We start from the raw sequence: 21,185 nt of genomic DNA on the forward strand, positions 1-21,185 counted from the left end.
GCTCAGGTCCCCGCCGCGCGCTTGGACGCCAAAGCCGGCGCCAGGGGGTGGACGTTCTCCAGCCCATACCGTTCCAGCTTGGCGCGCAACCCCACCCGCGACAGGCCCAGTTCCCGCGCCGCCTGGCTCTTGTTCCAGCGGTGGCGGATCAGCGTCTCGCGGATGATGCGCGCCTCCAGGACGCTGACCCGTTCGCGCAGGTCGCCCGCCAGCCCGGCGATGTCGGTGAAGTCGTCCTCGCGCGCGGAGGCACAAACCGGCTCGGCCCGCAGGATATGGGGGGACAGCAGGTCAGCCTCCAGCCGCCGGCCCTCGGCCCCCCGCACCACCAGGCGCTGCACCTCGTTCTGCAGCTCGCGGACATTGCCGGGCCAGTCGTAGCGGGCCAGGCACTCCAGCGCCTCCGGCGAAATGCCGGGCACGCGCTTGCCCATCTGCGCCGTGGCCCGGTCCAGCAGGACCTCCACCAGCAGGGGCAGGTCGCCCTTGCGGTCCTTCAGGTCGGGCAGGCGGATGATCATGCCGGCCAGACGATAGAACAGGTCGGCGCGGAAGCGCTTGGCCCGCACCTCCTCCTCCAGGTCCTTGTTGGTGGCGGCGATCACGCGCACATCGACCTTGCGCGTGCGGGTGCCGCCCAGGGGGCGTATCTCCCCTTCCTGCAGCACGCGCAGCAGCTTGACCTGGAAGGCGGGGGAGACCTCGCCGATCTCATCCAGGAAGACGGTGCCGCCATCGGCGCGCTCGAACAGGCCGACATGGTCCTCAATGGCGCCGGTGAAGGCACCCTTCTTGTGCCCGAAAAGCTCGCTTTCCAGCAGCTCGTCCGGCAGGGCGCCGCAATTCTCCACCACGAAGGGCTTGTTCCAGCGCAGCGAGCCGTAGTGCAGGGCACGCGCCGCCAGTTCCTTGCCGGTGCCGGAGGAACCGAACAGCAGGACCGGCACGTCGAAGGGCGCCACCTGGGCCAGGCTGTGGCAAACCCCCTCCATGGGGCTGCCCTTGGCGCGGACGATGCCGTCGTCGACGTTATAGGCGCGGCGCAGCTTCTCCTTGCGTTCCCCCACCATGCGGGAGGCTGTGGCCGGCAGCATCTTCATCTCCACCGCCAGCAGCTCGTTCTGCCGTTGCAGCGCGTAGAGGCGGCAGGCGCCCTTCAGCGTCAGCAGCAGGTTTTCCGGGTGCCAGGGCTTGGTGATGTACTGGAAGATGCCCGCCTGGTTGATGCCGTCGATGATGTCATGCGCGTCGGTGTAGCCGGAGATGATCATGCGCACGACTTCGGGCCAGCGTTCCTTGACCTCAGTCAGGAACTCAACGCCCGTCCGTTCCGGCATGCGCTGGTCGCACAGCACCACCTGGACCAGGTTGTCGGCCAGCCGCCGCTCGGCCTCGAAGGTGCTGGCGGCGGTCAGCACCTCGAAGTCCTCCTCCAGGATACGCCGCAATGATTCCAGGGAGCGCAGCTCGTCATCCACGATCAGGATGGTCGGCAGGTTGGGGGAAGGGTCGGCCATCGCTCCTCTCCGCTAACAGATGCGCGGAAGTTGTTCACCCGACAGCCAGTCGACCACACGCTGGCCGCCGATGGCCGTCGTCATGCAGACGAACCCGGCCGGTCCCACCGTAACATGACCGATCCGCGCCGCGTCACGGCCTTCGACATGGGCGCGCATCACGGCCAGCAGCGTTTCCGCGTCCTCCCCCTCGCAGATGCAGACCAGCTTGCCCTCGTTGGCGACGTTGAGGGGGTCCAGGCCCAGCAGTTCGCACGCCGACGCCACCTCCGGCCGCACCGGGATGGCCCGCTCATCCAGCTGCATGCCCAGTCCGGCGGCGCCGGCTAGCTCGTTCAACGTGGCGGACAGGCCGCCCCGGGTGGGGTCGCGCAAGACCGCGATGCCCGGGACCGCCGCGACCATATCGGCCACCATGCGGTGCAAGGCGGCACTGTCGGAGCGGATTTCCGTGCCGAACTCAAGGCCCTGCCGCTTGGACAGGATGGCGATGCCGTGGTCGCCAATGGGACCCGACAGCAGGATGGCCTGCCCCGCGCGCAGACGGCGCGGGCCGATGTCCACGCCTTCCGGCACCACGCCGACACCGCTGGTGGTGATGAAGACGCCGTCGCCCTTGCCACGCTCCACCACCTTGGTGTCGCCCGTCGCCACCGGCACGCCGGCCTCGCGGCAGGCGCGGCCCATGCTGGCGGCGATGCGGTCCAGGTCGGCCAGGGGAAAGCCTTCCTCGATGATGAAGGCCGCCGTCAGCGCCAGGGGCCGCGCGCCGGCCATGGCCAGGTCGTTCAGCGTGCCGTGCACGGCCAGCGAACCGATATCGCCGCCGGGGAAGAACAGCGGCGAGATGACGTGGGCGTCCGTCGTCACGGCGATGCGGCCGGACCCGGCGTCGATACGGGTGGCGTCATGCCCCTGGTCCAGCAGGGGGTTGGCCAGGTGGCGCAGGAAGATGTCGCGGATCAACCGCGCCATGGCCCGGCCGCCGCCGCCATGGCTCATGTCGATGCTGCCGCTGAGATCGGGGGCCGGGAGGGTCATTCGGCGGCCATCTCCGCCAGGGTTTCCAGGCGCCGATAGGTCCAGTAGGCGGCGCACGCCCCTTCGGAGGAAACCATGCAGGCGCCCATGGGCGTTTCCGGTGTGCACGCCTTGCCGAACAGCTTGCAGTCCTTCGGCTTCTTGACGCCGCGCAGGATGGCGGGGCATTCGCAGGACTTGGTCTCGCGGCTCTGCTTCTCGCTGAGGGCGAAGCGCTTCTCCGCGTCGAAGGCCGCGTAGTCCGCGCGGATGGCCAGCGCGCTGTCCGGCACGCTGCCCAGGCCGCGCCATTCAAAGCTGGGCCGCAGCTCAAAGATGCGGGCCACCAGGTCCTGCGCCTTGCGGTTGCCGTCCCGCGTCACCACGCGGGTATACTGGTTCTCCACCTCCACCCGGCCTTCGTTCACCTGGCGGATCAGCATCAGGACCGACTGCATCACGTCCAGCGGCTCGAAGCCCGCGATGACCACCGGCTTGGCGTAGCGGGCGGCCAGGAACTCATAGGGGCGGGAGCCGATGACGGCGCTGACGTGCGACGGCCCCAGGAAACCGTCCAGGCGGGCGGCCTGCGCGGGGTCGATCTCCGGCACCTCCAGGATGTGGCGGATGGCCGGGGGGGTCAGCACGTGGTTGCAGAAGACGGAGAAATTGGCGATGCCCTCCGCCTGGGCCTGGGCGATGGCGGCGGCGCTGGGCGGGGTCGTCGTCTCAAACCCGATGCCTAAGAAGACCACCTCCCGCCCCGGGTTGGCCCGGGCGATGTCCAGGGCGTCCAGCGTGGAATAGACCATGCGGATGTCGGCACCGTCAGCCTTGGCCTTCAGCAGCGACCGCCGCCCCGTGCCCGGCACGCGCAGCATGTCGCCGTAGCTGCACAGGATCACGCCATGCCGCTCCGCCAGCTCGATGGCGTCATCCAGGCGCCGCGCCGGCAGGATGCACACGGGACAACCGGGACCATGGACGAAGCGGACGTTGGCCGGCACCAGATCGTGCACCCCATAGCGGAAGATGGCGTGGGTGTGGCCGCCGCAGAACTCCATGAAGTTGTAATCACGCGCCGGGTCGGCGGCGACGGCGATGGCGGCGGCCAGGGTGCGCGCCAGGTCCCGGTCGCGGAATTCGTCGACGTATTTCATGAGGCTCCTCCCGCCAATCCCGTCGTCTGGGCCATCTCCGCCACTTCCGCCTGAAGCAGCCCCGCCTCCGCCATCATGGCCAGGGTGCGGCGCGCCTCCTCCTCGCTGACGCGGTGCAGGGCGTAGCCGACATGCAGCAGCACGTAGTCGCCCACCGCCACCGCGTCCAGCAGGGCGACGGAGATCTGCTTGGCGATGCCGCCCACCGACACGCTCGCCATCGCGCCGTCGTGCAGTTCCGTCACCAGCGCGGGTATGGCCAGGCACATGGGATTCCCCCTATTCCGCCGCCCGGGACGGCCGGCCGGACAGCGCCATCAGGCGGGCGCCGCGGATCCAGTCCAGCCAGGCCACCATGCCTTCGCCCGTGCGGGCGGAGACCTGCAGCAGGCGCACCTTGTGATTGACCTTGCGGGCGTTGGCCATGGCCAGCTCGACATCGAAGTCCAGATAAGGCAGCAGGTCCGTCTTGTTGATCAGCACCAGGTCGGCGGCGGCGAACATGTCGGGGTATTTCAGCGGCTTGTCCTCGCCCTCGGTCACCGAAAGGATGGCGACCTTGTGCGCCTCCCCCAGGTCGAAGGCGGCGGGGCAGACCAGGTTGCCCACGTTCTCGATGAACAGGACGGAGCCGTCGGCGGGATCCAGATGGTCGACGGCATGGCCCACCATGTGGCCGTCCAGATGACAGCCCTTGCCCGTGTTGATCTGGATGGCCGGGGCGCCCGTGGCGCGGATGCGGTCGGCGTCGGCGCTGGTCTGCTGGTCGCCCTCGATGACGGCGCTGGGGAATTCGCCGGCCAACATGGCCAGGGTGCGGCACAGCAGGGTCGTCTTGCCCGAGCCTGGGCTGGATACCAGGTTCAGCGCCAGGATGCCGGCCTCGGCGAAGCGGGCACGGTTAGCGGCGGCATAGCCGTTGTTCTTGCCCAGGATGTCCGCCTCGATCTGGATCAGGCGCGCCTGACTCATGCCCGGGACGGTCGTGCCCGCGGGCCCGGCGCCATAGTCCAGCGTCCCATCCGCGCCGTGATGGTGATGATCATGGTCATGATGAGCGTGACCGTGATCATGATCGTGGCCATGGCTATGATCGTGCGGGTGATCATGGTGATGTCCATGGTGGTGGTGATCATGACCGTGGGGATCGGCCTCGATCTTGGCCCCGCCGTCGCCGCATCCGCAGACCGTGCACATCACATCACCTCCAATTCGCGTATCTTCATCTCTTCCCCGCCCGTCACCTGCAGCTGGTGCGAGCCGCAGCGGGGGCATGGGTCATAGCGGCGGCCGATGGTCACCGTCACGGCGCAGGGCAGGCACCAGGCGGTGCCGGCCGTCTCGACGATATCCAGCCGGGCCCCGGCGGCGACGCCGCCGCGCATGACGACGTCGAAGCCGAAGCGCAGCGCCTCCACCTCCACGCCGGACAGGGCGCCGATTTCCAGGCACACCCGTTCCACCCGGCTGAAATTCTGGGTCCGGGCCTGTTCCTCGATGAGGACGCGGATGTTCTCGCAGATGGCCATCTCATGCATCAGGCCACCTCGACCGCATAGTCAACGCAAGGATCCAGCGCCAGCATCATCACCTCGGCCAATCGTGCCCGGTCCGCGGGGGGCCAGGCGCATAGTCCCTGGAACCGCCGCTCAGCCGGTCCGCCCGGCGCGAAGGTGCTGTCCGTGGGCGACAGGATACGATAGCGCTCCACCCGCCCGGCCACCACGCCGACCTCATGGACCAGGGTGCCACGGGCGCAGGGCACCGCCGCCCTTCCCGAACCCGGGCCCATCGCCGCGCCGCGCACAGCCGTGACGCCGTCAGCCCGCAGGGCGGCCAGACGCGCGGGCGCGCGGCAAAGGTCGATGACCCGCGCGACATGGCACGCGATCAGCGACCCAACGGGCAAGGCGCGGGCCAGCAGGGGATGGTCGGCATGGCGTGCCGCCAGCGACCCCGCCGCCGCCTCCCCCGCCGGGGTCAGCGTCGGCAGCTCGAACAGGGTGGCGATGAAACGCGCCGCCACGGTGCGCCCGGCCCCCGCCCAGCGGGCCAGCTGGACGGTGGACGTCATGGCCAGCCATCCTTCCGGCGGCAGACCCGTCACCGCGTCGCGGATCAGGGCCCCGGGATCCTCCGCGACGGACAGCGCCACGAAGGCGCGCGCCCGCGCCAGATCCGGCGCCTCGCCCAACAGCCGCGCCCAGTCCAAGCTGATGCGCAGGCCATGCTCCCGCATCCCCTCCATCCACGTCCGGGCCTCACGCTCCGCCAGGATCTCGGGCGCGGCCTCAAGGCCCAGCGCCGCCTCCACCGCCAGCTCGGCGGCATGGCCCTGCGCGTTGGCGCAGACCGCGAACAGCGACCGGACCAGGGACGGCACCCGCTCCACCGGCACGGCCGCCAGCAGGGCGGTGATATCGCCGCGTGGCACATAGCTCAGCGCCGCCTGGCCGCCGTCCCCGGCGGGAAGCCGCAGGGTGATGCCCGCCGGGCGGGTCATGGCGCCCTCTCCTCACGTGCCGGTCCCTCACCCAAACCGAACAGGGCGCGCCGGCTCAACGGTTCCGTCCTGGCCGGAACGGGTGCCGGGGGTGTTCCGGCCCAGATCAGGGCCATGCCGTCGCCACCGGCCGCCGTCCCCTCCCCCACGGTCCCCTCTGCCACCGTCATGATCTCCGCCAGGGCGGCATCGGCCGTCGCCACCGCCGTCTCCTGGTCCGCGAAGTCGAACATGGGGGAGAACAGCGAACAGCTCCAATACCCGCCCAGCGCGTCCTCATGGCCCCAGATGCCTTCATAGCCGCCGGATGGCAGGGCCAGCGCCGTCTTCCCCCCCACCCGCCGGGCGCCGTCATCCGTCACGGGCAGCAGCAGCAGGTTCATGAACCAGGGCGTCACCAGCACGCCGACCCAATGTCCGCCATGGCGGTGCAGCCCCCGCATCGCCACCGACAGCGCGGGGTTCATCACCGGCACCCCGGCCATGCGCGTTTCCGCGATGCGGGTGAAGGCGGCCTCGATGCGGGCGGAGAGGGCGGGCGCGTCGGTCATGCGTCGCCAACCACCATGAAGCCCGCCTTGGCGCTGTCACACTCAGGACAGGTCCAATGCTCCGGCAGGTCGGCGAAGGCCGTGCCGGGCGGCACCTGCCAGTAGGTATCGCCCACCGCCGGGTCATAGACGTGCCAGCAAATCTTGCATTCCAGCTTCGTCGTCGGCCCGATCTTGCTGACGTCGCCCCCGAACGATCCGGCGAAGAAATGGTCCGTCACCGGTAGATCTCCATGATCTCACCCAAGCGCTCGACGGAATCCACCAGGTCTTCCGCCGCCGCCAGGGCGACCTGCGGGATGGGGCAAATCTCGATGCTGTTGAGAATCAGCGTGTCCTGGGAATTGAAGTACTGCGTCCACCAGCAGCCGCGCGTCCCCGTGGAGCGGATACGGCAGTTGCCGTAGCCGCGCGACAGGATGACCAGACCGCCCCGCCCCAGCGCCTCATCCAGGAAGGCCAAATCCTCCTCGGTATGGGGCAGCAGGGACAGGTTGATGACATGGCCCGGCCCGCCGGGCTGTCCCATGAGGGGGCCCATCAGCGGAATATGCTCATTGATCTCGGCGATCAGCGGCGGGGCGTTGAAGATGTTGGGCCGCGCCGTCTCCGGCAGGATGGCCCCGCCCCGCGCGCCGTCGAAGGCGCGCTCCACCACGCCCGTGGGAAAGGGGCCGCAATCGACATAATCGCGCCGGCGCCGCCCGGCGGCATCGCTTTCCCGCACCCGCCACACCCCGGCCAGGACGGATTCCTGCGCCTGGATGTCGGTGCCAAAGATCACCGACACCTCGCCCTCGCCCAGCAACTGGTCGATGAAGGCCAGGTTGGCGGCGTCCAAATGGGTCAGGTCCACCTGCTGCGGGCCGGCGCCGTCCACGACCCGGGTCAGGGCCGCCAGGATGGCATCGCCCGCCGCCACGCCCTGCGGCACCGCCTGGGCGACGTCCGCCTCCGGCACGTTGGCGGCGGAGAAGATGGCCATGCCATCGGGCATGACCATGTAGTCCAGCTTGCCGCCATCGAAATCGGTCGGCTGGCTGCCGGGCCCGACCAGGGCGCCGCCGCCGAGCGGGGTGGCCATGGGATCGTTCATGGCTTTCTCCTCAATGCACGGCGTCGGTGCCGCAGCCGGCGGGCAGGCGGAAGGCGGGGGGCACGCTGGGCTCGCGCTCCAGGATCTCCGGGATCTCGCGCATGTAGTCCGCCCAGTCGCGGATGCCCTCGATGGCGCCCAGATAGTCGCCCAGGCGCAGGAAGACCAGGGCGGGGTAGCGGGCGAAGCGGAAGCGCCGCTGCAGCGCGCGCTCGTCGGCCTTGGCGGCAATCAGCGGCACGACATGGCCGCCCATGGCGTCGTCCAGTTCCGGCAGGATGGCGGCGACGTCGTCGCTCTCCGCCACCCGCCAGTGGTCACCAGCCAGGAACAGCACGGCCAACGGCTGGCCGGCGCACATCTCCAGCAAATCCGCCTCCCCCACCACGCGATAGCCGCGCCGGTCCATTACGGACCGCAGCAGGGGGGAATAGTCGTCACGTCTGTCGCTCATGCTTCCGGCTCCGGGATGGGGCGTAAATGGTCGGGCACCAAATGGGCGGGTAGTTGGGGTTCGCGGCCGATAAGGTCGGCGAAAGCGGCGTCCAGGTCAGCGGGTTCCCCCCGCATCACCGCCTCCAGGGCGGCCAGCGCCGCCAGCGACCGCTGGGCGGCCTCGGCGCTCATCACCTCCCGGGCGGCCCCCAGGAAGGTCATGAGCCAAGTGCCGGGCGCGACATCACCCACCAGGCTGGTGTCGATGTCGTGCAGCTCGGCGCCGGACCGGCAGCGGGCATGGCCCGATCCCACCTCCACCACCTGCATGGGAACACCGACGCACATCAGACGCCCGCCCCGGGGCCGGCCACCAGGGCCCGCATCTCCGCCTCGAAATCCGCCGGCCCGGTCCAGCCGCCGGCGCCCAGCACCCGCGCGTCGCCGCCGCGGAAGGCCGCGCCCTCGTCCGGACGCCCTGCCTCATACCGGTCCAGCATCATTTCCAGCGACCCGATGCCCTGCTCCGCCGGCAGCGGCGCCGGGCGGGGGGCGGCGGTGATGCCGAAGCCGGCCAGGTAGTCCAGCGCCAGCGCGATGGCCGGCCCCACCTGGGCCTTCACCTCCGGTCGCAGGCTCCCGCCGAAATCCTCCAGCTCCACCGGCTGCACCCCGATCAGCAGCTGGTGGGCGGGGCTGTCGCCCATCATCTCCGCCATGGCCAGCACCTCCTGGAAACCGGTCTGATGCAGGGAGATTTTCTTGGCGCCCAGGAACTTCGGCACCTCGTCCCCCTCCACCCGCTTCAGCGTGCCGGGCGGCAGGGCGTAGTCGACGGCGTCGAAGACGACGAGGATGTCGGTCTCACGGATTTCCTGGACCAGGTAGATGCCCTGGGTCCCACCGTCGATCAAGTGGACGTTGGCGGGAAAGGCATAGTGGCGGTGCATATGCTCCACCGCCCGCACACCAAAGCCCTCGTCCGCCCACAGCAGGTTGCCGATGCCCAGCACCAGCACGCGGGGGCCGCTTGCCGTTGTCACTTCCACGCGTCTCCCTCCCCTGTCATCCGACTTGCCGGACGTTGGAAGCCTGTTGAGCAAGGGGCATGCCAGCGCACCATTCGGCGCCGAAATGGCTGGTTTCCGGGCCGGCGACGGTCCCCGCCACCAGCGGAGTTGGATAGTTTCCTTCCATCTGGAAATCAGACTGGAATATGTCCTTCCAAATGGAAAGGGAGGGCGCGAAGCCCTCCCTGCCCTTACCGGCAAGCGACCGGACACTCAGTGTTCGTCGGTCGGCCCGCCGTCTCGGAAGGTGCGCCAGCCGGAGAACATGGAGGAGATGATGGACTGGCGGGACATGATGTCCTCCCGCACAGCGGCGTAGATGTGCACGATGGCGAAGATCACGATGACCCACATGGCCATATGGTGCCAGGTGTGGACCGTCTGGCTCTGCCCGAACAGCGGGATGACCCAGCTGGTGAACAGCCGGTGGAGCCAACCCGGCCCCTCCCCCTCGCCATAGAGGGCCAGGCCGGTGACAATCATGAACAGCGTGCCCCATACGAACAGGATATGCATGGACAGGATGGCCAGCGGGTTGTGGCCGCTGTACTTCTTGGGCGCGTGTTCCAGCATGGCGTACCAGCGGACCTCATGGATCACGCCCTGCCAGAAGCTTTTCCGCCACACCGGCGGCCGGAAGATTTCGCGGGCATGGTCGTTGCCGACGAAGGACCAGTAGAAGCGGAAGACGAAGCCAACGACCAGGATCTGCCCCGCCGAGAAATGCAGGAAGCGGATCCAGCCGAATAGGAAGTGGCTGCTGGGCTCGCCATGGATGGATGGCAGGGGTGAGCCGATGAGGTAGCCGGTGACACACAGCACCAGGATGGCGGCCGCGTTGGCCCAGTGCCACAGGCGCACCGGCGCCTCATAGACATAGACCGCCTCTTCCTTATGGCCCCGGAGGGAGGTCTCGCTCATGGCGCGCCCTCCCTCAGAGCGCGGCGAGCGCGAGGCCCGCTGCGCCCAGGGTCAGGCCGGAGGCGAACCGCCCCCAGCGGGTGGCCAGCAGGCCGGCGCCCAGGCGCCAGCCGGCGGCGTGCAGCAGGGCCGATGCCGCCATGAAGCCGGCGAAGTAGCCCAGCAGATGGCCTCCCGCCTCCATGCCATGGGCATAGCCATGCACCGTGGCGAACAGGGCGATGAGGCCCAGGCCCGCGGCGTCGGGCAGCAGGGGGGCCGCGATCAGCATGAGGCCCAGTAGGGTCACCGACAGCGCCGCCAGCGTGTCCACCGGGGCGAAGGCGCCACCGGCCACGCCGGCCAGCGCGCCAGCCACCAGCATGGCCACAAACAGCGCCGGCGCCTGCCAGGCACGCGCCGCCGGCCGGGTGGCCGCCCACAGGCCGACGGCCAGCATGGCGGCCAGGTGGTCCAGGCCCGTCAGCGGGTGGATGATGCCAGCGGCGAAGCCCCCATCATGGCCCGGGTGGGCCACCGCCGGGGTGGCGATGAAACCCACCGCCATAACAGCCGCCGAGACGCGGGGAACCGATTTCGTGATGAACGTCTTCATGGGATCAGTCTCCTCTGTTCAGCGGACTTTGACGTCGGCCAGTTCCTGCCCGTCCGGCCCCATCACATGGGTGGAGCAGGCCAGGCAGGGGTCGAAGCTGTGCAGGGTGCGCAGGATTTCCACCGGCTCTTCCGCACGGGCCACCTTGGTGTTCATCAGCGACGCCTCGAAGGCGCCGATGTTGCCTTTGTTGTCGCGCGGGCTGCCGTTCCAGGTGGTGGGCACGACGCATTGGTAATTGTCGATCTTGCCGTCCTTGATGCGGATCCAGTGCGCCAGCGCGCCGCGCGGCGCCTCGGTGAAGCCCACGCCCTTGACCTCGGTGGGCCAGGTCTTGGGGTCGAACTTGGCGGTGTTGGCGGTTGAGGTGTCGCCCGCCCTGATGGTGGCGATCAGCTTGTCCAGGAAGTAGCGCTGCTTATGCGCCGCCCACTGGGCCTCCAGCGCGCGGGCCGCCGTCCGCCCCAGGGTAGAGAACAGCGCGTCCAGCGGCACGTTCAGGGCCGCCAGGGTGCGGTCGACCTGGTCCTTGATCTCGACATTGCCCTGCATGTAGCCGACCAGGTAGCGGGCCAACGGCCCCACCTCCATGGCATGCCCACGCCAGCGCGGCGCCTTGATCCAGCTGTACTTGGCCGCTTCGTCGATCTCGATGATGTTGGTGCTGGTGCCCTTGGCCTTGGCGCCCAGCTGGTAGTGGGGCTCCGTGACACCGTCCCAGGGGTGCAGGCCCTTGCTCTCGTCCGGGTATTTGTACCAGCTGTGGGGCACGAACTCCTGCACCTGCTCGGGATCCGTCAGGTCGACGGGGTGCACCTCCGACAGCTTGCCGTCGATGATGGCCCCATGGGGCATCAGCAGGTTGCGGGGGCTGTAGTCGTTGGCCCGGTCGGGGATGTCGCCATAGGCCAGCACCGACTTGTTCGACAGCCCGCCGCCGTAGAGCCAGTCCTTGTAGAAGCCACCGATGGCGATGATGTCGGGAATGTAGACGTTCTCCACGAACTCGATGCAGCGATCGGTGATGGAGGAGACATAGTTCAGCGACGCCATGTTCACCGGCGCGCCGGCCGCCATGTCGCCATCCAGGTTGATGGCGCAGGGCACGCCACCAACCAGCCAGTTGGGGTGGATGTCCTTGCCGCCGAAGATGGTGCGGACCCGCATGATGTCCTTCTGGAAGTCCAGCGCCTCCAGATAGTGGGTCACGGCCATCAGGTCGGCCTCGGGCGGCAGCTTGTAGGCCGGGTTGGTCCAGTAGCCGTTCTTGAACGGCCCCAGCTGGCCGGAGTCCACGAACTTGCGCAGGCGGGTCTGGATGTCGCGGAAATAGCCGGGGGAGCTGTTGGGGTGGTGGGGGGAGACGGCCTGCTGCAGCTCCGACGTCGCCTTGGGGTCCGCCTTCAGGGCGTTGACCGGGTTCACCCAGTCCAACGCGTGCAGGTGGTAGAAATGCACCAGATGGTCATGCACCTGCAGCGACAGCTGCATGATGTTGCGGATGCTGTTGGCGTTTTCCGGGATCTGGATGTTCAGGGCGTTTTCCACCGCCCGGACGGAGGTCAGGGCGTGGGTGCCGGTGCACACGCCGCAGATGCGCTGGGTGAAGGCCCAGGCGTCGCGCGGGTCGCGTCCCTTGAGGATCACCTCAAGGCCGCGCCACATGGTGCCGGTGGACACGGCGTTGCGGATGATGTTGTCGCCGTCGAGGTTGACCTCGCAGCGCATGTGGCCCTCGATGCGGGTGACCGGGTCGACGACGACGCGCTTGCCGCTGGTGTCGAGCTGATAGCCGTTGGGTGTCGCGAGCGTGGGCATCAATCCCGTCCTTCCGTCTTGTCGTTCGCGCCGCCGTTCGAGCGGGCGCGCTTGACCGCGCTGGCCGCGGCATGCACCGCGGCGGCGGCACCGACGATGCCGGCCGCCGTGCCGCCGATCTTGTCGGCGTTGGCCTCGACCCCGAAGCCGTTGATGTCGCTCAGCCGTTCATAGAAGCCGCCCTTGTCCCAGAAGCCGTCCTCGGAACAGCCGATGCAGGGATGCCCCGCCTGGATGGGGAAGCTGAGTCCGCCGTTCCAGCGCACGGTGGAACAGGCGTTGTAGGTGGTCGGGCCCTTGCAGCCGACCTTGTAGAGGCAGTAGCCGCGCCGCGCCCCTTCGTCATCGAAGCTTTCCACGAACTGGCCGGCGTCGAAATGCGGGCGGCGGTAGCATTTGTCGTGGATGCGCTGGGAATAGAACATCTTGGGCCGGCCCTGCATGTCCAGTTCCGGGAAGCGGTCGAAGGTCAGGATGTAGGCGATGACCGCCGTCATGACCTCGGCGATGGGCGGGCAGCCCGGCACCTTGATGATGGGCTTGGCCGGCAGGCCCGGCACCTTGTGGATGGGGGTCGCCTGGGTGGGGTTGGGCCGGGCGGCCTGGACGCAGCCCCAGCTGGCGCAGCTGCCCCAGCTGATGATGGCCTTGCAATGGTCGGCCGCCTTCTTCAGCTGTTCCAGATAGGGCTTGCCACCGATGATGCAGCTCATCCCCTCCTGGTTCAGCGGCGGGTTGCCCTCGCACGCCAGGATAAAGTTGCCGTTATACTTCTCGATGGTCTCATCGATGATGGATTCCGCCTGGAACCCCGCCGCCGCCATGATGGTGTCATCATAGTCCAGGCTGATCATCGACAGGATGACGTCCTTGGCCAGGGGATGGGCCGAGCGGATGAAGCTTTCCGAACAGCAGGTGCATTCCAGGCCGTGCAGCCACAGCACCGGGATGCGCGGCTTGGTCTCCATCGCGGTTTCGATGGCCTGGGCGTAGGACGGGCCCAGGCCCAGCGCCGCCGCCGTCAGGCTGCAGAATTTGGTGAAGCTTCGCCGTGTGATGCCCTGGCGGCGCATCACCTCATAGAACGTTTCCATCGCCATTCCGGCATTTCCTCCAACCTACCCGGCGGGGCTGTCTCGCTCCGCATCGGCATCGTTTGGGGCAAGAAGCATGCCAGGTGAAAGATCGAGGAAACGGAGGGGTTTAGCCGTATCCCCGCCCCACAGAGGGTGGAAAGCGACCTTCCGCTTGCAAGGTAAGTTCGCAACCGGAGCGATGCCCGCGTCAGACCGTTTCCGTCGCCAGCCCCGCGGCGACGTCCCGCAGGCCGTCGAGGAATTCAGCCTGGACGCGGGTCGGTCGCCAGGATGCCCGGGTGGTGATGCCGATGGTCCGACCCAGGCCCCTGGGGCGGGCGATCACCGCCAGCCATCCGGCCTCCGTTTCCGCCATGATCTGATCCGGCGACAGCAATGTCAGGAAATCACCGTCCATCAGCAGATTGCGGATGATCATCACGGATCCGGCCTCGACCGGCGTGGCTGGCAGGGGAAGGCCGGCGGCGCCGAACATCCGTTCCCACGCCCCTCTCAACGGCGTGCCCGGGGCGGAGATGATCCAGGGATAGGCCGCCAGATCGGCGGGATGCGGATCAATCCCCGCCAGGGGGTGGCCGGCGCGGCCGATGACGGCCGGCTCATCATGGAACAAGGGTGCCTGAACCAGGTCAGGCTCCAGCAACGGTTCGCGCAAGGCGCCAATCATCAGATCGATCGCACCATTCCGCAACGGTTCAACCAGCTCCGCCCGCGACCCTTCACCGATCGACACCCTGACCAGCGGATGCCGCCGCAGAAAGTGCGATACGGCCCGGGGCAGCACCCGCGCGCGCGACAAGGGCATCGCCCCGATGGCGATGCGGCGCGTTTCATGCCCCGTGAGGGCCTCCACCTCCGAAAGGCCCGCCTCAAGCTCGACCTTGGCGAGGCGGAAGGCGCGGGCGAGTTGCTCGCCGTATTTGGTCAGGGCCACGACCCTGCCACGGCGTTCGACCAACGGCCGACGCAACAGGATCGCCAAATCGTTCACCGCGCGGTGCAAGGACGCCTCGGGCAAGCCGGTCAGGGCGCTGGCCTTGGCGTAACTGCCGCCGTCGGCCAGCGCCAAGACAGCATGAAGCCGCGACATGGTCACATGCGCGCTGCCGATATGGTCGAGGGCCGCCTGGATGCGCGGCACCAGCAGGTCGGCCGCGGCGGTGGCGACCATGCCATCCCGGCTGCGGTCGAAAAGCGGCGTGCCGATCACCTGCTCCAGCCGCGCCAGCGCCTGCGAGATCGCCGACTGCGTCAGGCTGACCGCGGCGGCGGCGGCGTGCGTCGTTCCCAGGTGCGCGATCTGCGCGACCGCGCGCAGGTGGCGCAGATTCAGGTTCCAGATGTCCATGGGGGAATTCTTATCAGAATCTAATCGGGATGCCACGGTACCTTGCGTGCCCATCCGGCGCTCGGCCGCCGTTCGATCCAGCACAGATTCCATATTCCGGCCAATCAGACACCGACGGCTCCGGCACCACCGCCAGCGAGTATGACAGGGAGGGAGGTCACGGGATTTTATCAACCCGCCGGGAAATTAATCACCCGTAGGGCGTGGTTGCCGCCAGGATGGGTCCCGCGCCGCGATGCGGTCGGCGGCCCCCGCCCATCCCGGCTTTCACCCAAGAGCGGACATGTAAATGGCGCGTATCATCGGTGCGATCGGTACCTCCCATACCCCGACCATCGGCTATGCCTTGGACACGGGCAAACAGCGGGACCCCGCCTGGGCTCCGATCTTCGCCGCCTATGAGCCGTTGAAGGCATGGCTGGCGGAGAAGAAGCCGGACGTCGTGTTCGTGATCTACAACGACCACGTCACCTCCTTCTTCTTCGACCATTATTCCGCGTTCGCCCTGGGCATCGGCGCCTCTCACGCCTGCGCCGATGAAGGGGGGGCGCCACGACCGTTGCCGGACATCGCCGGCTGCCCGGAACTGGCGGCCCACATTGGCGAGCACTTGATGGCCGCCGAGTTCGACATGTCGTTTTTCCAGCGAAAGCCGCTGGACCATGGCTGCTTCTCGCCACTCAGCCTGCTGTACGACACCAAGGACGGCTGGCCGGTCAAGCTGGTCCCCCTGGCGGTGGGGGTGTTGCAGAACCCCGTGCCCAGCGCGCGCCGCTGTTGGAAGCTGGGACAGGCCCTGCGGACCGCCATCGAAAGCTATCCGGAGGATCTGTCGGTGGCCCTCATCGCCACCGGCGGGCTGTCGCACCAGGTGCATGGGCGGCGAGCGGGCTTCAATGACCCGGTCTGGGACCGGCAGTTCGTGGATCTGCTGCTGGATGATCCGGAGACCTTGGTCCGTATGAGCCAGGCCGAGTTGGCGATGCGTGGCGGCTGGGAGGCGTCCGAGGTCGTGATGTGGCTGATCATGCGCGGCGCCCTGGCGGCGCGCCCGGATGTCCTGGCCCGGAATTATTATCTGCCATCCATGACCGGCATCCAGACCTTGCTGCTGGAAAACCGCGCCGGCCTGGCCGACCTGAAGCCGGCGTCCGACCTGGACCCGTCCACGCTGGCGCCGCCATCGTCGCGGCCATTCACCTTGGGCCTCAGCGTCCAGCGCTACGCCCTCAACCGCTTCCTGAACCGGATGATTGAGCCGGCGCACCGCGCGGCCTTCCGCGAGGACGAGGAAAAGGCCCTCGCCACCTCCGACCTTTCACCGGAAGAGCGGGACCTGATCCGTCGCCGTGACTGGAGCGGCCTGATCGCCCACGGGGCCATTTTCTTCGGGCTGGAAAAATTGGCCGCCGTGTTGGGGCTGCCGAACGCCGTGGTCTATGCCCACATGCGCGGCGAAACGCTGGAGCGGTTCCAGGCCAGCCGCAATGCCCCCGGCGCCCTCTATTCCGTCGGCGGCCGGCACGACCTCGATCCGGACGCCGGCCGCTAGAGGCGGCCGGCCGCGAAATCACTTCGCCGCTGATGGAAGCCCGGTGGACCCTCGTCACCTACCCTGCGCGCGCAGGGCGTGATCCAGGCGGGGGAACACCCGTCGGGCGTTGCCCTCATAGACCGCATGGCGGTCCTCAGGCGACAGGCCCAGCGCATCGACATAGCGCTTGGTATCGTCGAAATAGTGCCCCGTTTCCGGATCGACACCCCGTACCGCCCCCACCATTTCCGACCCGAACAGGATGTTCTTGAGGTCGATGACCTGGAACAGCAGGTCGATGCCGGGCTGGTGATAGACACAGGTATCGAAATAGACGTTCCGCATGACATGCTCCGCCAGGGCCGGTCGCTTCAGCATGTCGGCCAGACCGCGGTAGCGCCCCCAGTGATAGGGCACCGCGCCGCCGCCGTGCGGGATGATCAGGCGCAGATCGGGGAAATCACGGAACAGGTCACCTTCGATGAACTGCATGAACGCCGTGGTGTCGGCACTGATGTAGTAGGCGCCGGTGGCGTGGAAGGCGGGGTTGCACGACCCCGACACATGGATCATGGCCGGCACGTCCAACTCCACCATCTTCTCGAAGAAGGGATACCAGTACCGGTCATAAAGCGGCGGCGCGCTGAAATGCCCGCCCGAAGGATCGGGGTTCAGGTTGCAGCCGACGAAGCCCATGGCCACGCAACGCTCCAGCTCCGCGATGGATGCGTTCAGGTCCATGCCCGGCGACTGCGGCAACTGGCAGACGCCGATGAAATTTTCCGGATAGAGGTCCACCACCCGCTTGATCAGGTTGTTGCATTCCGCGGCCCAACGCCGCGACAGGGCGGCATCGCCCACATGGTGGCCCATGGCCGAGGCGCGCGGACTGAAGATGGTCATGTCGGCGCCCCGGTCCCGCAGCAGCTTCAGCTGGTTGCTCTCTATGGTCTCGCGGATCTCGTCATCGCTGACCGCCACACCAGCCGGCGCCGGCAGGGTCGGATCCGCGAAGTGGGCCACCTGGGCGTCGCGGAAGGTGTTCAGCGCCTTGGGCGCCGTGGTGTAATGGCCGTGACAGTCGATGATCAGGGGATGTTCAAGGCTCATGGCGTAAGCTCCTGCCGGACGGCGTCCAGCATCGTGGCGAGATCGGGACTGTCGGCGGCATCGCCGAACCGGGCGGCCCAGCGCTGGACCTGGGCGGTGGCGGCGGCCATGCCGGGAGCCAGGCCGCTGGCGGCCACGGTGGCGGCCGCCTCTTCCATCTCTTCCGCCCGGCGCACGCCGTGCCGCAGGGCGCGGGACATCATATAGCGGGCGTGCCCCGGCCAATCAGGATGGGGCAGCACGTTGCCCAGGCTGGCCAGGATGGTGTCCTCAACCCCGTAATGACGGGCGGCCAGGAAGGCCTCGATCACCAGGGCCTCCATGCCCTTGACCAACACGCTGCGGCACAGCTTGGTCGCGGCCGCCCGGCCCGGCACGGCGCTGTGGAAGCATGCCCCGCTGAAACCCAGGGCCTGCGCCACCGGCACGAACGCCTCGGCATGCGGTCCTCCCAGCAGCAGGGGGGACGCCATTCCTTTCGGATGGATGGGCGACATCACGGAGACCTCGACATAGCGCCCGCCGGCCCCATCCACAGCCTCCGCCGCCGCGATCTTCTGGGATGGCGAGGCGGAGTTGAGGTCCATGTACCAGGCGCCCACGGCCAGATGCGGCGCAACCGCCCGCGCCACGATGGCGGTCTGCGCCGCGGTGACCGCGGAAATCACAAGGTCAGCGCCCGCCACCGCCGCGACCGCCGTGCGGCAGCCCTGGTCGGGCAAGGGCGCGGCGACGGCGTCGAACAGGCGATCATAGATGCGCAAGGCGCGACCATTGCCAAGCGGCCCGGCCAGGGCCTGCCCGACCTCGCCGAAGCCGATCAGGGCGACACGAACCGGGATCATACGAAGACCTCCCCCACCATCAGCTTGCGCGCGGTCCGCAGCAAGGCGGAGCGAATGACGCGACCCTCAGTCCCTGTGGCCGCCACCTCCATCCGTACGGTGAAAAAGCCGGTGGGGTGCTCGATATCCAGGTCGACGATGCCAGGGTCGACGGGCGGAAACAGGCCAGCCGCCACCGTGCCCGGCAAGACCCCGGCGGTGGCGACGCTGACGGCGCCAAAAACGCCGATGGCCTCATGCACGCGGTGGGGAATGAAGGTGCGGGTGGCGATGGCGCCGCCCAGCCGCGGCGGGGCAATCAGGGTGATCTTGGGCACCGACTTGGCGGCCACGTCGCCGAGGTTCATGAGGGGACCGGCAGCCAGCCGGATACGTTCCACCCGGGCGGTCAGTTCGCCATCGGCCTCCAGTTGGGCCGGTGTCTCATGACCGCTCTTTCCCAAATCCGCCGCGTTGACCACGATGACGGGCATGCCATTGTCGATCAGGGTGACGGGCACACCGTCGATGACATCCGTCGGCCGCCCAGTGGGCAGCAGGGCACCGCAGCTCGACCCCGCCATCTCCAGGAAATCGATGGGGATGCCGGCGGCCGTGCCCGGCACGCCGTCGATGCGCGTGTCACCCTCATAGCGCACCTTCCCACCCGGCGTGGGCACATGGGCCACGGCGCGGCTGCCGGTGTTGACCAGGAAGATGCGCACCGGCGTGACACCGTCCTGCGCCGGCATCAGGCCCCGCTCAATGGCATAAGGCCCGACGGCGGCCAGGATGTTGCCGCAGTTCTGCTGGTCGGTGACGATGGCCTTGTCCGGGAAGACCTGAAGGAACAGGTAGTCCACATCGGCATCCGGCCGGGCGGAGCGCGAAACGACGGCGATCTTGGATGTCAGGGGATGGGCGCCCCCCATGCCGTCGATCTGACGGGGATCGGGGGAACCCAGGGCGCGCAGCAGCAGGGTGTCGCGGGCGACGGTGTCCCAGGGCAGGTCGTCCTTCAGAAAGAACAAGGCCTTGGACGTGCCGCCGCGATAGACGCTGCAGGGAATGGCGGTCTGCATGGGACTACCAAGCCTCCGGCAACCGGTCGACGTAGCGCAGGCCCTTGGCAGCCAGCTTGTCCCGCATGCCATAGAGATCCAGGCCCAGTTCACCCTGCTGGAACCGTGCGCGGTTGGTGGCCTCTTTCGCTGCGCGGATCTCGGCCCTGGCCAGGATGTCCGCAACGGAATGCCGGGGCACCACCACCACCCCGTCATCATCCGCCACGATCACATCGCCCGGATTGACGCGGGCGCCGGCACAGACGACGGGCACGTTGATATTGCCCAGCGTTTCCTTGACCGTGCCCTGGGCCGACACGCATTTCGACCACACGGGGAATTGCATCGCCGTCAGGTCGGCGATGTCGCGGACACCGGCGTTGATCACCAACCCGCGCACGCCCCGCGCCGTCAACGCCGTCGCGAACAGGTCGCCGAAATAGCCGTCGTCGCAGGGGCTGGTGGGCGTCACCACCAGGATATCGCCCTCCCGGCAATGCTCGATGGCCACATGGATCATCCAATTGTCACCGGGCGCCACCTCACACGTCACCGCCGACCCGGCAACGCGCACCGGGCGGTAGATGGGCCGCATATACGACGCCATCAGACCGGTACGGCCTTGCGCCTCATGCACCGTGGCGACCCCGAAGCGGGCGAATTGATTAATGATCGCGAGGTCTGGACGATCAATGGCGGTGACGACGATACCCATGGCTTGCACTCACATTGCGTGGACCGCCGGTATGCTATGGGTTCCGCCAGCACCATGGTTATGAGAAGCTCTGCCTGATCGATAAGATTTTGCTAGGGTTCCAGCGGCTGGGAACAGAGCCTTTGCCCGCCCGACCGACCGGAACGCCCCTTGATTCGACAAAGGAAGCCATTGGCGCGAAAGCGCCTCGTCGGGGGTCGAGACTCTTCTCGCGCGAGGAATCGTTACCGGATGGCCGAGACGCCATCCGACAATTCCGCGGGTGGCGGCTCGGTGGCGGAGCCATCGAGCCCGGTCCGGCCAGGCCGGACGTGCCCGCGATACGTTTATCGAAATCGCGTCAAAAACCCCCGCTTTCTTAGCAATGGTATCCTTGACGACTACCGGGCTTCGCGGAGACGCAGGCCATCCGCGAGTAAAGCGACCATCCGTTCCACTTGTTTGGGATCACGGCTCCCGGACAGCGACAAGCGGGCCACAGCACCGAGCAGATCATCCGCCGCGACATCGGAACGAACCTGCCCGGCGGCGATCCCTGACGCCAACAGGGATTGAAGCGCGGGCTGAAGCCGAAGCTCGAAATGTCCCGGCAGCGCTTCGTAAGCTGCGTCGCCGGAATGCAGGGCGCTGGCCAGCCCGCGCTTGGTTGCGAAGAATGCCGCAAAGCGTTGCATCCACTGCGACAAGGCCTCGAATGCGAACCGGCGCCGAAAGGGAGCCCCAAGCTTGATCGCGCTCAATAGCCTGATAAATCAGCGAAAAGCCGGAGACTAAGCTGTGAATCGGCGCCAAGGTGGATCTAGACAA

General features: G+C 67.9%; 24 protein-coding genes. 1 reads left to right on the forward strand and 23 read right to left on the reverse strand.

Annotated features, from left to right (window positions below; all coding sequences use genetic code 11):
• Positions 1 to 2: 2 nt before the first annotated feature.
• From FHS74_RS13205 to FHS74_RS13290, 18 genes are all read right to left on the reverse strand, one after another.
• Positions 3 to 1,517, reverse strand: coding sequence for a sigma-54-dependent transcriptional regulator (locus FHS74_RS13205; RefSeq protein WP_184801115.1), 1,515 nt, complete (start codon positions 1,515 to 1,517; stop codon positions 3 to 5).
• Between the two features lie 12 nt (positions 1,518 to 1,529).
• Positions 1,530 to 2,558 carry a hydrogenase expression/formation protein HypE gene (gene hypE, locus FHS74_RS13210; RefSeq protein WP_184801117.1) on the reverse strand — a complete coding sequence of 343 codons (1,029 nt, stop codon included), beginning with the start codon at positions 2,556 to 2,558 and terminating at the stop codon, positions 1,530 to 1,532.
• On the reverse strand, positions 2,555 to 3,697 hold the full coding sequence (gene hypD, locus FHS74_RS13215; protein WP_184801119.1) for a hydrogenase formation protein HypD: 1,143 nt from the start codon (positions 3,695 to 3,697) through the stop codon (positions 2,555 to 2,557). Before hypD ends, hypE begins: the two co-directional genes overlap by 4 nt.
• Positions 3,694 to 3,966 (reverse strand): HypC/HybG/HupF family hydrogenase formation chaperone, encoded by a 273-nt coding sequence (locus FHS74_RS13220; protein WP_184801121.1) that lies wholly within the window; start codon positions 3,964 to 3,966, stop codon positions 3,694 to 3,696. The genes hypD and FHS74_RS13220 overlap by 4 nt, the downstream gene beginning before the upstream one ends.
• A gap of 10 nt (positions 3,967 to 3,976) precedes the next feature.
• A complete protein-coding gene (hypB, locus tag FHS74_RS13225) occupies positions 3,977 to 4,894 on the reverse strand; it encodes a hydrogenase nickel incorporation protein HypB (RefSeq protein ID WP_184801123.1) in 918 nt (305 codons plus the stop codon).
• On the reverse strand, positions 4,894 to 5,235 hold the full coding sequence (gene hypA, locus FHS74_RS13230; protein WP_184801125.1) for a hydrogenase maturation nickel metallochaperone HypA: 342 nt from the start codon (positions 5,233 to 5,235) through the stop codon (positions 4,894 to 4,896). The genes hypB and hypA overlap by 1 nt, the downstream gene beginning before the upstream one ends.
• Entirely contained in the window at positions 5,235 to 6,200 is a 966-nt protein-coding gene (locus FHS74_RS13235) for a hypothetical protein (RefSeq protein WP_184801127.1), read from the reverse strand. Before FHS74_RS13235 ends, hypA begins: the two co-directional genes overlap by 1 nt.
• Entirely contained in the window at positions 6,197 to 6,751 is a 555-nt protein-coding gene (gene hybE / locus FHS74_RS13240; protein ID WP_184801129.1) for a [NiFe]-hydrogenase assembly chaperone HybE, read from the reverse strand. The genes FHS74_RS13235 and hybE overlap by 4 nt, the downstream gene beginning before the upstream one ends.
• Positions 6,748 to 6,972, reverse strand: a complete 225-nt coding sequence (locus FHS74_RS13245) for a rubredoxin (RefSeq protein WP_184801132.1) — start codon at positions 6,970 to 6,972, stop codon at positions 6,748 to 6,750. The genes hybE and FHS74_RS13245 overlap by 4 nt, the downstream gene beginning before the upstream one ends.
• On the reverse strand, positions 6,969 to 7,847 hold the full coding sequence (locus tag FHS74_RS13250) for a hydrogenase expression/formation protein (protein WP_246463102.1): 879 nt from the start codon (positions 7,845 to 7,847) through the stop codon (positions 6,969 to 6,971). The genes FHS74_RS13245 and FHS74_RS13250 overlap by 4 nt, the downstream gene beginning before the upstream one ends.
• 10 nt (positions 7,848 to 7,857) lie before the next feature.
• Positions 7,858 to 8,301, reverse strand: coding sequence for a thioredoxin domain-containing protein (locus FHS74_RS13255; RefSeq protein WP_184801134.1), 444 nt, complete (start codon positions 8,299 to 8,301; stop codon positions 7,858 to 7,860).
• Positions 8,298 to 8,630, reverse strand: coding sequence for a HypC/HybG/HupF family hydrogenase formation chaperone (locus FHS74_RS13260; RefSeq protein WP_184801136.1), 333 nt, complete (start codon positions 8,628 to 8,630; stop codon positions 8,298 to 8,300). The genes FHS74_RS13255 and FHS74_RS13260 overlap by 4 nt, the downstream gene beginning before the upstream one ends.
• Positions 8,630 to 9,331 (reverse strand): HyaD/HybD family hydrogenase maturation endopeptidase, encoded by a 702-nt coding sequence (locus FHS74_RS13265; protein ID WP_184801138.1) that lies wholly within the window; start codon positions 9,329 to 9,331, stop codon positions 8,630 to 8,632. The genes FHS74_RS13260 and FHS74_RS13265 overlap by 1 nt, the downstream gene beginning before the upstream one ends.
• A gap of 234 nt (positions 9,332 to 9,565) precedes the next feature.
• Positions 9,566 to 10,273 (reverse strand): Ni/Fe-hydrogenase, b-type cytochrome subunit, encoded by a 708-nt coding sequence (cybH, locus tag FHS74_RS13270; protein ID WP_184801140.1) that lies wholly within the window; start codon positions 10,271 to 10,273, stop codon positions 9,566 to 9,568.
• Between the two features lie 13 nt (positions 10,274 to 10,286).
• Complete coding sequence (locus FHS74_RS13275) at positions 10,287 to 10,868, reverse strand: HupE/UreJ family protein (RefSeq protein ID WP_184801142.1); 582 nt, start codon at positions 10,866 to 10,868, stop codon at positions 10,287 to 10,289.
• Between the two features lie 18 nt (positions 10,869 to 10,886).
• Entirely contained in the window at positions 10,887 to 12,686 is a 1,800-nt protein-coding gene (locus FHS74_RS13280; RefSeq protein WP_184801144.1) for a nickel-dependent hydrogenase large subunit, read from the reverse strand.
• Entirely contained in the window at positions 12,686 to 13,786 is a 1,101-nt protein-coding gene (locus FHS74_RS13285) for a hydrogenase small subunit (protein ID WP_281384647.1), read from the reverse strand. Before FHS74_RS13285 ends, FHS74_RS13280 begins: the two co-directional genes overlap by 1 nt.
• Positions 13,787 to 13,970: 184 nt before the next feature.
• Positions 13,971 to 15,131 carry a LysR family transcriptional regulator gene (locus FHS74_RS13290; protein WP_184801280.1) on the reverse strand — a complete coding sequence of 387 codons (1,161 nt, stop codon included), beginning with the start codon at positions 15,129 to 15,131 and terminating at the stop codon, positions 13,971 to 13,973.
• 289 nt (positions 15,132 to 15,420) lie between these two features.
• On the opposite strand from FHS74_RS13290, the gene FHS74_RS13295 reads away from it, so the two are divergent.
• Positions 15,421 to 16,683, forward strand: coding sequence for a gallate dioxygenase (locus FHS74_RS13295; RefSeq protein ID WP_184801146.1), 1,263 nt, complete (start codon positions 15,421 to 15,423; stop codon positions 16,681 to 16,683).
• Positions 16,684 to 16,737: 54 nt separating this feature from the next.
• Here FHS74_RS13295 and FHS74_RS13300 read toward each other — a convergent pair whose 3' ends face one another.
• The 5 genes from FHS74_RS13300 to FHS74_RS13320 all read right to left on the reverse strand — a co-directional run bounded on the left by FHS74_RS13300 (position 16,738) and on the right by FHS74_RS13320 (position 21,118).
• A complete protein-coding gene (locus FHS74_RS13300) occupies positions 16,738 to 17,775 on the reverse strand; it encodes an amidohydrolase family protein (RefSeq protein WP_246463104.1) in 1,038 nt (345 codons plus the stop codon).
• Positions 17,772 to 18,620 (reverse strand): NAD(P)-dependent oxidoreductase, encoded by an 849-nt coding sequence (locus FHS74_RS13305; protein WP_184801148.1) that lies wholly within the window; start codon positions 18,618 to 18,620, stop codon positions 17,772 to 17,774. The genes FHS74_RS13300 and FHS74_RS13305 overlap by 4 nt, the downstream gene beginning before the upstream one ends.
• A complete protein-coding gene (locus tag FHS74_RS13310) occupies positions 18,617 to 19,681 on the reverse strand; it encodes a 4-oxalomesaconate tautomerase (RefSeq protein WP_184801149.1) in 1,065 nt (354 codons plus the stop codon). The genes FHS74_RS13305 and FHS74_RS13310 overlap by 4 nt, the downstream gene beginning before the upstream one ends.
• Positions 19,682 to 19,685: 4 nt before the next feature.
• Positions 19,686 to 20,378, reverse strand: coding sequence for a 4-carboxy-4-hydroxy-2-oxoadipate aldolase/oxaloacetate decarboxylase (locus tag FHS74_RS13315; protein WP_184801151.1), 693 nt, complete (start codon positions 20,376 to 20,378; stop codon positions 19,686 to 19,688).
• Between the two features lie 380 nt (positions 20,379 to 20,758).
• Complete coding sequence (locus FHS74_RS13320) at positions 20,759 to 21,118, reverse strand: SbtR family transcriptional regulator (RefSeq protein ID WP_184801153.1); 360 nt, start codon at positions 21,116 to 21,118, stop codon at positions 20,759 to 20,761.
• Between the last annotated feature and the right edge of the window lie 67 nt (positions 21,119 to 21,185).

Origin of the sequence: Nitrospirillum iridis, from assembly GCF_014205765.1 — a bacterium.
GTDB classification, from domain to species: Bacteria; Pseudomonadota; Alphaproteobacteria; order Azospirillales; family Azospirillaceae; genus Nitrospirillum; species Nitrospirillum iridis.